Genomic DNA, 14213 nt, shown 5'->3' with positions numbered 1-14213 from the left:
TAGCGCAACTGCCCCTTCTTGATCATGTGTGTTGGCGCCGACCGAATATTGAGCCACCGGGGATGCGGACAAAAACTTGGACTGGTTATGCGGCGATGCCAACTTGCCGACGGTGCTGCGCCGGGCTGCGAAAGCCAAGTGAACTCTTAATCCGGACCTCGTTGTACCAGCGAATGTATGCATCCAACGCAGCAATGAACTCCTCGATGCTTGTCGAGAGCCAGTTGCGAGCGAAGAACATCTCGGTCTTGAGCCGACCGAAGAAGCCCTCGCATGCCGCGTTGTCCGGCGAGCATCCCTTGCGTGACATCGAGCGGACCAGCTTGGCTTCAGAGATTCGAGCTAGCCAGCCTGGCCATCGATAGTGGCCGCCCCGATCGGAATGCACCACCGGCTTTTCGCCACTTGCTGCGACCTTCTCGATCGCAGCGTCCAGCATCGTATTGACCAACTCCGCGTTCGGCCGAGTGCCGATCGACCAACTCACGACCATGCCGTCGAAGCAATCAATCATCGGAGATAGATATACCTTGCCGGCCGGAATTTGGAACTCCGTGATGTCGGTGAGCCACTTCTCATTCGGCGCGCCGGCATTGAAGTCTCGGTTCAGCACGTTGTCGGGCGCTGGACTGATCTCGCCCATGTAGGAGCCATACCGACGGCGTTTGCTTGTCGCGGCGATCAAGCACTCCTGCTTCATCAGGCGGCGCACGACCTTCTCCGAGATACGCACGCACTGATCGCTCAACGACGCGTGGAGCCGCCGGTAGCCGTAGCAGCCATAGTTCTGCTCGAAGATGTTGGTCATCGCCTGACGCACGTCCGCGTACTTGTCATCCACCCCCAGCCGTGCCCGATGGTAGAAGTAGGAACTGCGCGGCAGGTCCACTTCGCACAGCAGTTCGGTCACCGTGTAGGTGGACCTCAGGGCATCAACCAGCAGCGTCTTCTCCCGGTTCGTCAGACGCTGCTGATCGATGCCCAGCTCTTTTTTTAAGAACTCATTCGCCTTCTTCAGCACGTCCTTCTCGAGCTGCAGCCGGCGAATGTCGTGTTGCAGCGTTTCGAGCTGTTGTGCCAAGTCTGCCCGGTCTGGGCTATCAAGGGCGCGTTGCTTGAGCTTCATGGATGCGGGTGCGTCATGGCCGAGTAATTGATTCTTCCACTTGTACAGCGAGCCCCGCGACACGCCGACCTCGTCGGCGACTGCCTGCGCGCTGGCCGGGCGCGTGCACAAGGCAATCACTGCAGACTGCTTGGCTTCCGGCGCCAGTTCCTGCATTCGACCGACGACGCGCGTTGGCTGGGGGTGAAGCTCTTGCAGCCACGCGTGTAGCAATGACCGGCAGGGATAGCCCAGAGCCTTGACGGTCACAGCGATGCACCGGCCGTGCTCAAGGTAATGCTCGACAGCGAGCAGCCTATCCCCCTGAGAAAACTTTGCAGTCCTGTTGTAGCCGGCGCGTAGGTCTTGGCTCTGTTCGTACTCGCGGTACCAGGTCTTGAGCGCGTTCTTCGTCGGATATCCCAGCTGCCGAATGGTCAAGCCGACTCGCTTGCCCAGCTTGATGTACAGCTGCACTGCTCGAAGCCGATCCTCGTATGTGTACATGAACTACCTCCAGGTAGTCCAAGAAATCGTCCGCATCCCCACCGTGCCGACTGAATTTTGAGCCAGGCAAACGTGCCGGGTTTTGATGCCCGACTGTGGATAAGTGTAGGTCGTGTGGTTCTTGCTTGACCTCCTTCCTGTGCTGAAGCTGGTTTTGAATCAGTCCGTTTTGGCCACTTCTGGTGGCTCCGTCTTGCCGCCTTTTCGAGTCTGCTCCCTGGCCTTGATGCGTGTCTTCGCGACCGCTGAGCTGTGCAGTAGTCGGTAGCTCTCGTTGCCGGTTTCGACGATGTGGCAGTGATGCGTGAGTCGGTCCAGCAGCGCCCGGGTCATCTTCGCGTCGCCGAACACGCTGGACCACTCAGCGAAGTCCAGGTTGGTTGTGATCAGGATGCTGGTGTGTTCATACAGCTTGCTCAGCAAATGGAACAACAAGGCTCCGCCGGCTTGGCTGAAGGGCAAGTAGCCCAGCTCATCAAGAATGACCAAGTCCATCCGCAGCAAGCTGGTGGCGATGCGCCCGGCCTTGCCTTGCGCCTTCTCTTGCTCCAGCGCATTGACCAAGTCAACCGTCGAATAGAAGCGCACGCGTTTGCCATGCTTGGTGATGCCGGCCACGCCGATGGCGATGGCCAGATGTGTCTTGCCGGTGCCGGGTCCACCCACCATCACGACGTTGTGCGCGCTGTCAGTGAACTTCACCCCGGTCAGTTGAAGGATCAGCTGATGGTCCACCTCGGCACCGTCGAAGTTGAAGCCGGCCAGGTCGCGGTGGAGCGGGAATTTGGCCGCATGCATCTGGTGACTGACCGAGCGTAGCGCCCGGTCGGCGGCCTCGGCTTGCAGCAAGTGCTCCAGCAGCCAGAGCGAATTCTGCGGCCCGGACTCCATACCGAATCCGCCGCCGCTCTCGCTTTGTTCAAGCAAATCGGCCCAGGCGCCGGCCATGCCGTTCAAACGCAGTTGTTTAAGCTCAACCACCACATCACGCTTCATGATGCACCTCCTCGCTGCCGAGCTTGTCACGCAGGCGGTCGTACTGCGCGGTGTCGCTGCAAACAGGTTTGGAGACCTGCAGCACGCCGTCCACAGGCGCGGGTGCTGACGGCTCATTCAAGCGGCTCAGCACATTGACCACATGTTCCACGCTGACGCGCCCCGACGGCGGCAGCTTCTCCAGTGCCAATTCGACCGCCACCAAGACGGTGTCCAGCCCCGCCTTCGGCACGATGGCCAGCACCTTCGCCATCACGCGGTCACCGCCTTCCTCGCGCAGCAAGCCCCGGCGAAGCCTTTGCAGCGGCTCAGGCAGGTCGCTGAACGGCGCACCATTTCTCAATGCACCGGGTTTGCGCTCCAGCAGCGGCACATAGTGCTGCCAGTCGTAGTGGGTCTGCCCACGGTCCGACAGTCGTTCGTGCCGGGCCACCACGGCGTCATCCGCCACCACCACGACATGATTCGGATACAGCCTGACGCTGACCCTCTGGCCTGCCCACTCGCAAGGCACCGAATAGCGATTGCGCGCCATCGTCACCAGGCAGGTACTGCTCACTCTGGAGGACTTCTCGACATAGCCATCAAACGCAGCAGGCATTGGCATCAGGTGCAGGCGCTCATGCTCCAGCATCTCGGCCAAGCTGAACTGCTCATGCACCGGGTGTCGGACCTCCTCCCACAGCGCCCGGCAGCGTGCCGCCAACCAGACATTGAGCTCGGTGAAGGAGCCAAAGCGCTGCTGGGCGGCGTCAATCCAAATGCGCCGGAGGCTGTCCTGCACATTCTTCTCCACGACTCCCTTCTCCCAGCCCGAGGCCACATTGCAGAAGTCGGGGTCGAACAAGTAGTGCGCGCACATCACCCCGAAGCGCTCGTTGACGACCCGGCCCTTGCCCTTCAAGACCTTGTCCACAGCCGTCTTCATGTTGTCGTAGATGCCGCGCCTGGCCACGCCGCCCAAGGCCGCAAAGCTGCGGGTATGGGCATCGAATAGCATCTCGTGCCCCTGGCTCGGGTAGGCCACGAGCCAGAACGCCCGGCTGGCGCACAGCTTCATGTGCGAGACCTGCATGCGGTAATAGATGCCGCCTACAACCAAACCTTCCTCGCTCCAGTCGAACTGGAAGGCTTCGCCCAACTCAAACGTCAGCGGTACAAAGGCACTCACCAATGCCGCCTGGCCTTCGCCCTGACGCCAATCGCGGATGAAGTCGGTGAGGCGCGAATAGCTGCCCTCGTAGCCGGCAGCCTTGATCTCTGCGAACAAGGCTCGACCCGTGCGACGCTCATGCTTCGGGCGATGCCCGTCAGCCTTCAGGGCTTGCCTGATCGTCTCGTGGAAAGCCGTCAGCTTATTGGCCTGCTCAGCCCTGCTGTACTTTGGGCTGGCCGACGGCGCCGGGCCATTCAGCCACTTCGCCACCGTGTTGCGGGACAAGCCAGTCATGCGCGAAATCTCGCGCACCGACTTCTTGTCTCGGCGGTGCAAACGCCGGATCTTGCCAATCATGTCCATGGTGATCACTCCTTGCACCCCGCTGCTTAAAAAAGCAGCAGAGTAGGTGAAACACCTGGCTCAATTTTGGGTCGGCACAACCCCTAAAAGTGGGGATGCGGACGATTTCTTGGACTACCTGGAGGTAGTTCATGTACACATACGAGGATCGGCTTCGAGCAGTGCAGCTGTACATCAAGCTGGGCAAGCGAGTCGGCTTGACCATTCGGCAGCTGGGATATCCGACGAAGAACGCGCTCAAGACCTGGTACCGCGAGTACGAACAGAGCCAAGACCTACGCGCCGGCTACAACAGGACTGCAAAGTTTTCTCAGGGGGATAGGCTGCTCGCTGTCGAGCATTACCTTGAGCACGGCCGGTGCATCGCTGTGACCGTCAAGGCTCTGGGCTATCCCTGCCGGTCATTGCTACACGCGTGGCTGCAAGAGCTTCACCCCCAGCCAACGCGCGTCGTCGGTCGAATGCAGGAACTGGCGCCGGAAGCCAAGCAGTCTGCAGTGATTGCCTTGTGCACGCGCCCGGCCAGCGCGCAGGCAGTCGCCGACGAGGTCGGCGTGTCGCGGGGCTCGCTGTACAAGTGGAAGAATCAATTACTCGGCCATGACGCACCCGCATCCATGAAGCTCAAGCAACGCGCCCTTGATAGCCCAGACCGGGCAGACTTGGCACAACAGCTCGAAACGCTGCAACACGACATTCGCCGGCTGCAGCTCGAGAAGGACGTGCTGAAGAAGGCGAATGAGTTCTTAAAAAAAGAGCTGGGCATCGATCAGCAGCGTCTGACGAACCGGGAGAAGACGCTGCTGGTTGATGCCCTGAGGTCCACCTACACGGTGACCGAACTGCTGTGCGAAGTGGACCTGCCGCGCAGTTCCTACTTCTACCATCGGGCACGGCTGGGGGTGGATGACAAGTACGCGGACGTGCGTCAGGCGATGACCAACATCTTCGAGCAGAACTATGGCTGCTACGGCTACCGGCGGCTCCACGCGTCGTTGAGCGATCAGTGCGTGCGTATCTCGGAGAAGGTCGTGCGCCGCCTGATGAAGCAGGAGTGCTTGATCGCCGCGACAAGCAAACGCCGTCGGTATGGCTCCTACATGGGCGAGATCAGTCCAGCGCCCGACAACGTGCTGAACCGAGACTTCAATGCCGGCGCGCCGAATGAGAAGTGGCTCACCGACATCACGGAGTTCCAAATTCCGGCCGGCAAGGTATATCTATCTCCGATGATTGATTGCTTCGACGGCATGGTCGTGAGTTGGTCGATCGGCACTCGGCCGAACGCGGAGTTGGTCAATACGATGCTGGACGCTGCGATCGAGAAGGTCGCAGCAAGTGGCGAAAAGCCGGTGGTGCATTCCGATCGGGGCGGCCACTATCGATGGCCAGGCTGGCTAGCTCGAATCTCTGAAGCCAAGCTGGTCCGCTCGATGTCACGCAAGGGATGCTCGCCGGACAACGCGGCATGCGAGGGCTTCTTCGGTCGGCTCAAGACCGAGATGTTCTTCGCTCGCAACTGGCTCTCGACAAGCATCGAGGAGTTCATTGCTGCGTTGGATGCATACATTCGCTGGTACAACGAGGTCCGGATTAAGAGTTCACTTGGCTTTCGCAGCCCGGCGCAGCACCGTCGGCAAGTTGGCATCGCCGCATAACCAGTCCAAGTTTTTGTCCGCATCCCCAGTGGCTCAGTTTTCGGTCGGCGCCAACAGCATACCGGGCAACGCCCGTTAGGCGGCAGTACATACCAAAGCCTGACGGTAAGCGGCGCCCGCTTGGTATTGCCGCACTGGAGGACAAAATCGTCCAGCGCGCGCTAGTTGCTGTGCTCAATGCCATCTACGAGGAAGAATTCCTCGGCTTCTCGTATGGGTTCCGGCCCGCAAGAGGCCAACACGATGCGCTTGATGCACTGGCAGTGGCGGTTAGCGATACGAAGGTGAACTGGGTGCTCGATGCGGATATCAAGGGATTCTTCGATACGATTAACCAAAACTGGCTAGTCAAATTTTTAGAGCACCGGATAGGCGACGAGCGCATCATCCGTCTTGTGCGCAAATGGCTCAAGGCGGGCGTGTTGGAAGAAGGTCAACTCAGCGTTAGTGATCAGGGTACGCCGCAAGGAGCAGTGATTTCACCGTTGCTTGCAAACGTATACCTGCACTACGTGTTTGACCTGTGGGCCAAGCAATGGCGACGGCGAGAAGCCCGTGGCAACATGATCGTCGTGCGCTATGCCGACGATGTGGTTGTGGGTTTCGAGCACGAAGGCGATGCAAGGCGCTTCTGGGATGCGATGCGAGTACGCCTCGAGCAGTTTGGGCTCGAACTGCACGCGGAGAAAACACGGTTGTTGGAGTTTGGCCGCCATGCGGCTGAGCGGCGTAAGCAGCGCGGTTTAGGAAAGCCGAAAACCTTTGCGTTCTTGGGGTTCGTCTTCATATGCGGAAAGTCTCGGCGTGGAGCGTTCCTGCTACTGCGTAAAACAAGAGGCGACAGGATGAGAGCGAGGCTTCAAGACATCAAGGCGACGCTGCGCAAACGCATGCATGCCCCAATTGCAGATCAAGGGCGATGGCTCAAATCTGTGGTGACGGGCTACTTTGCATACCACGCCGTGCCCACGAACGTGCGGGCACTGGGTGCGTTTCGACACCACGTCACCGACCTATGGCGGCGCACGCTCCGGCAGCGCAGCCAAAAAGACGGCATGACATGGGAACGCATGAAGCGCATCGCAGATTCTTGGCTCCCAGCTCCCAAAATCCTTCACCCGTGGCCGCAGCAGCGATTTGCCGTCAAGTACCCGAGATAGGAGCCGTATGCGGGAATTCTGCAAGTACGGTGCGGATTTCAGCGATCCCGGACAGTCATTTCAGCGTGATGGCGGACAGCGTTTCAAACTGATCGCGGACAGGTTGGGTGCGCGCAAGTGCCTGGGTTGATGGTAGCTCAGGTGTCCGCGATCAGCCTGAATTGGGCTGGCCCGGACGGTTCTGCGGTGGTTGGTTTGGTGCTCATACCGAGTCCTGTTTCTTGCGCAGCGACTCGCCCTTGAGCGCGATCTTTTGTGCCGAATGGACGATCCGGTCCAAGATGGCATCGGCCAATGTCGGGTCATCCAACCATTGGTGCCAGTTTGAGACGGGTAGCTGACTGGTGATGAGCGTCGAGCGGCTGCCGACCCGGTCGTCGAGCAACTCCAGCAGGTCGTTACGGTCGGCCGCCGTGACCGGTGCAATCGCAAAGTCATCGATGACCAGCAGGTCAATGCGCGCCAGTTGTGCCAGGCGCCGGCCGAAGGAGCCGTCGCCGTGGGCCACCCGCAGCTCTTCCAGCAGCCTCGGCGCCCGCGTGTACAACACCGCGAATCCCTGGCGTGCCGCCTGCTGGGCCAGCGCGCATGCGAGCCAGGTCTTGCCGCAACCCGTGGCCCCGGTGAGCAACACGTTGTGGCCGTGGCGCAGCCAGTCGCAGCCCGCCAGTTGGGTGATGAGGCTGCGATCCAGCCCGCGCGAGCCTCGCCAGTTGATGTCCTCGATGCAGGCGCTGCTGACCTTGAGCTTGGCCGCCTTGAGCAGCCGGGCCAGGCGTTTGCCGTCGCGCCAATCGACCTCGCGTTGCACCAGCATGGCCAGCCGCTCCTCGAAGGACAGCTCGGCCGCTGCCGTGCGGGTGGCGCCATCGGTAAGCGCCTGCACCATGCCGTCTAGGCGCAGGCTGCGCAGTTGATCCAGGGTGTGTTCGTTGAGCAAGAGCTTCTCCTTCTTCAGTGGGGTCAGTGGTAGTAATCGGGGCCGCGCACGTTGTCATGCAGCGGGAGTGCGGCCTGCGTGGCTTGGGCCGGCGCGGCTTGCCGGTCCAAGCCGGTGGCCAGGATCGACTTGACGCTTTGGTAGGTCGGCGAGCGAATCGACATGGCGCGAACGCAGGCCGCTTCCAGCCGCTCGTGGCCGAACTGGCGCGCCAGGCTTTGCAGGCCGAGGCAGGAGCGGTAGCCTTGCTCGGGGTGCGGCCGGTGTTCCATCTGCCAGCGCACCACGGCGGCTGTGGCCACGCCGATGTGCTCACCCCAAGCGATGAGCTTGGCTGGGGTCCACTCTCGGTGCGCCCGGTGGGAGGCCGGCATGTGCTCGGGCGCCGTCGTGTGCGCCCCGCGCCGGACGCTGTAGGCGTGCACGGCCACGCGTTGCTGGCCCGCCAGAATCTCCACCGTGGTCGAAGTGATGCGCAACTCGACCTGCTCGCGCACCAGCCGGTGCGGCACGCTGTAGTAATGGCCATCGAGTTCAACGTGATAGTCAATATTGACCCGGGCGCGCTTGAAGCGGGCGATGGGCATGCGCGCTGCCGGCAGGGGTTTGAGCAGCGGCCGATCCAAGGCCGCGAAGGCGCTGGCCCGACAGCCGGGTAGCTTCTTGAACGGCCGAGCGTTCAGGTCCACCAGCAACTCCCGGACAGCGGCGTTGAGCTCAGCCAGGGTGAAGAAGCGCCGGTGCCGCAGCCGCGCCAGAATCCAACGCTCGACGATTTGCACGCCGACCTCCACCTTGGGCTAGTCGCGGGGATGAGCCGGACGCGCGGGCAGCATCGCCACGTCGTAGTGGTCGCAGAACTCTTCGACCAGACGGCTAGGCGTGGCCTCGTAGCGGTCGGGCCTGGCGATCAGGGCGCGCGCCTGATCCGGCACGATCAGCCGGGGCACGCCACCCATGAACTCCAGCGCATCCATGATGGCGCCGACCCAGTCGGCTGCTGTCTGTGTCGGCGTGGCGCAGGCGAAGGTGTAGTTCGAGGCGCCGAGGACGGCCACGAAGATCTGCGCTTGCCGGATCTCGCCGGTGGCAGCGTCCACCAAGGGCACAGTCTGGCCGGCGTAGTCAATGAACAGGCGCTCGCCGGCCGGGTGGACCTGGCGCATCGAGCGCTTGAGGCCGGCGACCCAGGCGCGGTACTTCACGCAGAAGCTGGTGTACTTGTAGGCTTGCGAGCCGGCGTCGGTCAGACCGCGCTGGTACTCCTCCCAGAGCAATTGCAAGGTGACGCCGGGGCGCTTGAGTTCCTGGTGGACGAGGGCGAAGTCGGGCTCAAGCTGGGTGCTGGACCGAGGCACAGCGGGGCCGTACAAGCGAGCCTCCAAGGCGGCATCGTCCAGCGTCTGGGCGGCGGCCCAGTCCACACCGGCGGCGCGGGCCTTCATAACGACGCTATTGACGGTCGACTTGGCGATGCCAAGCACGCGCGAACACTCGCGCATGCTCAGGCCAGATTCAAGGTGAAGTCGAAGGGTTTGTCGAAGTTTGCGCATGTGAATCCTGGGAGTGGGCATGACGGACCGAAAAATCGGTCAGCATGCCTACGGCTCAGGTCACTTGCGCGCGCCAGGGGTGTCCGGGATCAGTTTGAAACGCTGTCCGCGATCAGCCTGAAATGGTGTCCGCCTTCGTCTGAAACGCTGTCCGCGTTCCGCTGAAATGGGTGGCCGGGATGGGCTGAAATACGCAGTACGGATCTGTGCGGGGGGTGCTCAGCAATGGGCATCCCTACCGCGATCGACCTCTACCTGTTCAGCTCCATCGAACAAGTCCAAGCCATCGCCGACGATTGGCTGACCCAATACAACGAGTACCGACCGCATGACGCACTTGGGGGCGTACCGCCCAAGCAGTTCATGCCCAGACTGATCACCACAACTGCTGCAGACTCTAGAAATCAACTGTCCTCTTGACAGGGGAGCTTACGAGAGCCCACCGCCAAAGACGAAGCCCGGCGCAAGGCCGGGCTTCATTGGGTGTTTGGTCGTCAAGAACTACGCCTGCCAAGTTTCAGTAGAGGCGGGTACAGCTCTCGCAAGTTCCATCACTTGCGCGTCACGCACGATCACCACCCGCTGTGCGCCAGCAATCGTTTCCGGTCGGTGGGCGATGATCAATCGAGTCAGAGGCAAACTGCTCAATGCCGCAGTCACTGCGCGCTCGTTCTGCAAATCCAAATGACTCGTCGCTTCGTCCAAAGCCAAGATGCGCGGCATCTTGTACAAGGCCCGTGCCAGCAAGAGCCGCTGTTTCTGTCCTCCCGACAGACCCGAGCCCAAGTCGCCCACCAAGGTCTGGTAGCCCATGGGCATGCGGCAAATGTCTGCATGAAGTTGCGCCAATTCCGCGCAGGCCTGAATTCGGGCCTGATCGGGCTGCACATCGAAGAAGGCGATGTTGTCGCTGAGTGAGCCCGTTAGCAAAGCATCTTCCTGCATCACCGTGCCGATCTGACGGCGATAGTTCTGCAGGCCCAATTGGCGGACCGGCATGCCACCGAACAAGACCTCGCCCTCGCTGGGTTTGAGCAGGCCCAACGCAATCTTGAGCAGGGTCGTCTTGCCTGCGCCGGAGGGGCCGGTGACGGCTACGCTCTCACCCGCTTCCACGCGGAAGTTGGCATTGCGCAGAATCCAGGGCTCACCCTCGCCGTAACGGAAACTGACGTCTTTGAGTTCGATGCTGGGCACCAAGTGCGGCAAATCGTTGGCAGGCGCGTCGTCCTTTTCGGGCGGCTCCAAGGCAATGTCGGCCAGGCGCTCCGCATGCAGGCCCAGCATCTTGAGTTCTACGGCGTAGTTGATCAGTGCAGATACTCGGCCGGTGAACTGGCCTTTGTAACTGAGGTAGGCGAACAGCATGCCCACGGTCATCGTCACCGTCCCGGCTTGCTGGCCCGTCATGATGAGCTTGGCACCCAGCCACAGCACCAGCAAGTTCTCCAGCCCGAAGATGAAGGTGTTGGCCGTCGAAAAGCCAATGCTCATCTTGGCCGTGCGCACATCGCGGTTTTGCACATCCACGATCAGGTTCTGCCAACGGGCGCGGCGCTCTTCTTCCCGTCCGAATAGTTTGAGCGGGGTGATGGCGCGCAGGGTTTCCAGAAAATGGGTGTTCTCTTTGGCGGCGACCACCAGGCGCACGGCGGCTGCGTCACGGAAGGGCCGGTAGGCCGCCCAGCGCAGGAGGCCGTAGGCTGCGACAGCGGTCACTGTCAACGCGCACAAGGTTGGTGCATAGATCAACATCATTACCAAGGCAGCCAAAGCCATTAGACCGTCCAGCACTGCCTCAATCACTGCTGTGGTCAGGGTATGTTGAATTGCCCCGACTGAACCAAATCGCGACGTGATATCGCCGAGGTTGCGTTTCTCAAAGAAGTCGACTGGCAGACGCACCAGGTGAGAAAACACGTTTCCAGTCCATTGCAGTGAGAGAGTTTGGCCTAGAACCATCACCATCCAAGAACGGGCTAAGCCAATCGCCGGTTGCACTAGCAAGAGCAGGCCAAAACCAATGACTAGCACCCCGAGCATGTTTCTGTCCCCTGACGTTAGTACATCGTCAACTACCATCTGATTAAACAGCGGGGCAACAATCACAAACATTTCCAGCACCACGGTCACCGCGAAGATTTGGAATAGCGATCGTTTAAGGCCTGAAACTTTTCCTGTCAGCGCACTCAATGACACTTGCTTCGCCGGGGCTTGGGACTTGAACTCTGCATTTGGGCTCAACTCCAAAGCCACGCCAGTAAAGTGGCGAGAAACCTCAATCATACTCAGGCGACGCTCGCCTACTGCAGGATCCAAAATTATGACGGCTTTGCCAGATCGCGTGACCTTCTTGAGTACAACGAAATGGTTTAAATCCCAATGGAGAATGCAGGGTGTTTGTAACTCATGAAGTTCATCTAGTTCGAGACGGATGGGTCTCGAGGAAAAGCCTAGCACTGCCGCATGGGCAATCAGTTGTTGAAGTGTGGCACCTTTGATGCTGACTGAAAAGCGACGCCGCAACTCAGCAAGATCTAGATTTAGCCCGTGAGCGTAGCTAATCATGGCAAGACTTGCCAATGCGCATTCTGACGAGGTGCTTTGCAGTACTACTTTTATAGCCATAATTTAATGAATGGTCACGCGGTTCTCGCTTATTTGTGGCTTATCCATTGCGCTGATTTATTGACAACCTCAAGTATTTCCCGTGTCCAGCGCAAAGCCTCATCAAGGTTAGATGTTCTGCCCCCGTGAAGACTGTTTTCAATAATTCTTACCTCGCACGGCGCATATCGTGATCTAGGAAATATTTCGTTGCAAAGGTCCTTTGATGGAGGCTCTGCGAGCCAATCCAAGCTGCCATGCACAAAAAATACTGGGCCTTCAAAAGTGCTCAACCGGTCAGAAATGGGCGTTGTGTCTGTGCTCCACTGTAGATATCTGCGTTTTTGATATTCCGTCCCTGTAAATATTAAATTTTCCGGCCAATCCTCTGTCATTGTAGATTTCATTTTATCCATTCTTCGACTGATGAACCAGCCTTGTACGATATCAAAAAATTCTTTCGTGTATTTATCGCCAGCGGGTTGAATTGCGTTCAATACTTGGGCTTCAAATTCATCGACTTCTCCTGGATCGGCCGCTTTTGCTGTGTTGTAAATTTCGATGCGACTGAATATCCGACCCTGTTTGTTGCTTCTTATCAGTTCATTAACCGCATGAAATATTGCAGGGTAATTCTTTTGATAGAGAATCGTATCTTGCAAGCTTTTTGTCGGTGAGGCTATTCCGATAAACGCATCGATTTTTGCCCTTTTTTGACTGATTATTTTTGATGCGAGGAAGCCGCCTAGTGAGTCGCCGACCAAAAGAAGGGGGCCTGCAAATCTTTCCTCGATTAGCCGAATAGCCTCTGCCGTGTCGAATTCAAAGTCAATAAGCGTTTGTTTTTCGAAGTCACTTTTCTGTAGGCAAATTTCTTGAATATATTTCCACTTTTCGAGCTGTTGTGAATTTTCTGCGAGACAATTCTGTATTGATTTAATCCCGCCAAAACTGAAACTTGCGACGCGCCAACCCTGCTCTAGTAAAGTTACTATGAGTGGATCAATAAGTCGATCTTCTTTGAATTGACAAAAATTGTTTTTAAAGCAATAAAAACTAGCCTCCATTCCATCGCTGCCGGGGACAAAAAGGATAGTTCCGAGTTTGTGGCCGGGCTGCTCCCAAATTCCCACGCCATCACTAATTTTGTATGTAATTAGTTGTTGGCTTTGTTGAATTGTTTGCGCATTGCAAGAAATCAAGAAACAATAGATCAAGACTAGAAAGATGCAACGTCTCATGATCGCAATTAGTTACCAGTTAAGAAACTTGGTGGCTGTTTAAGGCCATGCCTGGCTATAAAAATTGGGCGCGCGTCGGCGCCCAACCTTTAGACCATCTCAAGGAATCTGGGTGCCACGCGGGGGCACAGGTCGAATCGCTTTACAATACACTGTCATTGTTTGTTTGGCTGAGTCGTATGTAACAGCTAGTTTGAAGCTGGCATCTCCAAAAGCAACAACTTTACCGTTGAGCCCCCCCGACCCTTCAACTTCCCACGCGGAGGGGACGTCGTTCATCACTAGCGTATGATCCGTGTTTGTTCCATAGGTAAATCCTGGGGGGCAAAAACTTCGGACGCCTTCAATTACCACTCTTTCTAATTGAACTGGTTCGACTGGCTTGACCAGCAGAACGGTGCCATTGTCAAGGCCATTACCAGCTCCGCTAACGTAGCTTAGTTCATGTGTCGATACGCTTCTCATAGCTCTCCTTTTCCTGAAGACGCAGTCAGGAATTCCGCCTCCAGATATTCTGGAAATATAAATGGTTGTTAATGAGCAACTATTTCAGGTTTTATCAAGGGATTTGGGTTCCTGGGGTTCTACTTCTTGCCACGTAGTTGAATGTGAGAGTCTGCTTTGCGCATCATAGGCTGCGGATAATTTTATGCTTGAATTTGAGATGTTTATGGTACTCCCATTCAGCCCTAGCGCATTACCTAGATTCCATGATGCCGGAATTTCGCTCATAATTAATTTTCTGTATACTTTGGTCTCATATAGGTCATAGTTTCTGAATTCATTTTGCAATTCTGCCAACACCAGGGGGGCTATGCCTGTAGGCTCGATAGGGCGAACTAGCTGGACGTTTTCAAGTGTGATTGTTCCTGTTCCAGAAACTGAATCAAGTTCTACGGTGGTGAGCTTCCTCATAGGGTCTCCAAT

General features: G+C 58.0%; 10 protein-coding genes and 1 pseudogene. 3 read left to right on the top strand and 8 right to left on the bottom strand.

The window, feature by feature from the left end; translation table 11 throughout:
- Positions 1-85 precede the first annotated feature (85 nt).
- From AT984_RS04350 to istA (AT984_RS04340), 3 genes are all read right to left on the bottom strand, one after another.
- The gene (locus tag AT984_RS04350) at positions 86-1612 is read right to left on the bottom strand and encodes an IS3 family transposase (RefSeq protein ID WP_058719050.1); all 1527 of its coding nucleotides are present in this window, start codon (positions 1610-1612) and stop codon (positions 86-88) included.
- Positions 1613-1771: 159 nt separating this feature from the next.
- Positions 1772-2608, bottom strand: a complete 837-nt coding sequence (gene istB, locus AT984_RS04345) for an IS21-like element helper ATPase IstB (protein ID WP_058719051.1) — start codon at positions 2606-2608, stop codon at positions 1772-1774.
- Entirely contained in the window at positions 2598-4127 is a 1530-nt protein-coding gene (gene istA / locus AT984_RS04340; protein ID WP_058722081.1) for an IS21 family transposase, read from the bottom strand. The genes istB (AT984_RS04345) and istA (AT984_RS04340) overlap by 11 nt, the downstream gene beginning before the upstream one ends.
- Before the next feature lie 131 nt (positions 4128-4258).
- Between istA (AT984_RS04340) and AT984_RS04335 the strand changes: the two genes are divergently transcribed.
- Both AT984_RS04335 and ltrA read left to right on the top strand, forming a co-directional pair.
- The gene (locus tag AT984_RS04335; RefSeq protein WP_058719050.1) at positions 4259-5785 is read left to right on the top strand and encodes an IS3 family transposase; all 1527 of its coding nucleotides are present in this window, start codon (positions 4259-4261) and stop codon (positions 5783-5785) included.
- Complete coding sequence (ltrA, locus tag AT984_RS04330; RefSeq protein ID WP_082679778.1) at positions 5782-6945, top strand: group II intron reverse transcriptase/maturase; 1164 nt, start codon at positions 5782-5784, stop codon at positions 6943-6945. The genes AT984_RS04335 and ltrA overlap by 4 nt, the downstream gene beginning before the upstream one ends.
- Before the next feature lie 202 nt (positions 6946-7147).
- Here the strand turns inward: ltrA and istB (AT984_RS04325) are convergent, their stop codons facing one another.
- Positions 7148-7885, bottom strand: a complete 738-nt coding sequence (gene istB, locus AT984_RS04325; RefSeq protein ID WP_058718811.1) for an IS21-like element helper ATPase IstB — start codon at positions 7883-7885, stop codon at positions 7148-7150.
- A 23-nt stretch (positions 7886-7908) separates the two neighbouring features.
- A pseudogene (gene istA, locus AT984_RS04320) lies at positions 7909-9459 on the bottom strand (IS21 family transposase).
- 204 nt (positions 9460-9663) lie between these two features.
- Between istA (AT984_RS04320) and AT984_RS04315 the strand changes: the two are divergent.
- Positions 9664-9858: an integrase core domain-containing protein gene (locus tag AT984_RS04315; protein ID WP_058719049.1), complete on the top strand. Its 195-nt coding sequence runs from the start codon at positions 9664-9666 to the stop codon at positions 9856-9858.
- A gap of 81 nt (positions 9859-9939) precedes the next feature.
- On the opposite strand, the gene AT984_RS04310 is transcribed toward AT984_RS04315, so the two are convergent.
- The 3 genes from AT984_RS04310 to AT984_RS22805 all read right to left on the bottom strand — a co-directional run bounded on the left by AT984_RS04310 (position 9940) and on the right by AT984_RS22805 (position 14201).
- Entirely contained in the window at positions 9940-12066 is a 2127-nt protein-coding gene (locus AT984_RS04310) for a peptidase domain-containing ABC transporter (RefSeq protein WP_156421892.1), read from the bottom strand.
- 29 nt (positions 12067-12095) lie between these two features.
- Positions 12096-13247 carry a hypothetical protein gene (locus AT984_RS22810; RefSeq protein WP_197418242.1) on the bottom strand — a complete coding sequence of 384 codons (1152 nt, stop codon included), beginning with the start codon at positions 13245-13247 and terminating at the stop codon, positions 12096-12098.
- 588 nt (positions 13248-13835) lie between these two features.
- Positions 13836-14201, bottom strand: coding sequence for a hypothetical protein (locus AT984_RS22805; protein ID WP_156421890.1), 366 nt, complete (start codon positions 14199-14201; stop codon positions 13836-13838).
- Positions 14202-14213 lie beyond the last annotated feature (12 nt).

The sequence above is a fragment of the Paucibacter sp. KCTC 42545 genome (assembly GCF_001477625.1).
Lineage (GTDB): Bacteria > Pseudomonadota > Gammaproteobacteria > Burkholderiales > Burkholderiaceae_C > Paucibacter_A.
This window is presented reverse-complemented; position numbering and strand designations above follow the sequence as displayed.

Coding starts and splice junctions, on each gene's coding strand:
- AT984_RS04350 (WP_058719050.1), bottom strand. CDS start 1,612: ATGTACACATACGAGGATCGGCTTCGAGCAGTGCAGCTGTACATCAAG.
- istB (WP_058719051.1), bottom strand. CDS start 2,608: ATGAAGCGTGATGTGGTGGTTGAGCTTAAACAACTGCGTTTGAACGGC.
- istA (WP_058722081.1), bottom strand. CDS start 4,127: ATGGACATGATTGGCAAGATCCGGCGTTTGCACCGCCGAGACAAGAAG.
- AT984_RS04335 (WP_058719050.1), top strand. CDS start 4,259: ATGTACACATACGAGGATCGGCTTCGAGCAGTGCAGCTGTACATCAAG.
- AT984_RS04315 (WP_058719049.1), top strand. CDS start 9,664: ATGGGCATCCCTACCGCGATCGACCTCTACCTGTTCAGCTCCATCGAA.
- AT984_RS04310 (WP_156421892.1), bottom strand. CDS start 12,066: ATGGCTATAAAAGTAGTACTGCAAAGCACCTCGTCAGAATGCGCATTG.
- AT984_RS22805 (WP_156421890.1), bottom strand. CDS start 14,201: ATGAGGAAGCTCACCACCGTAGAACTTGATTCAGTTTCTGGAACAGGA.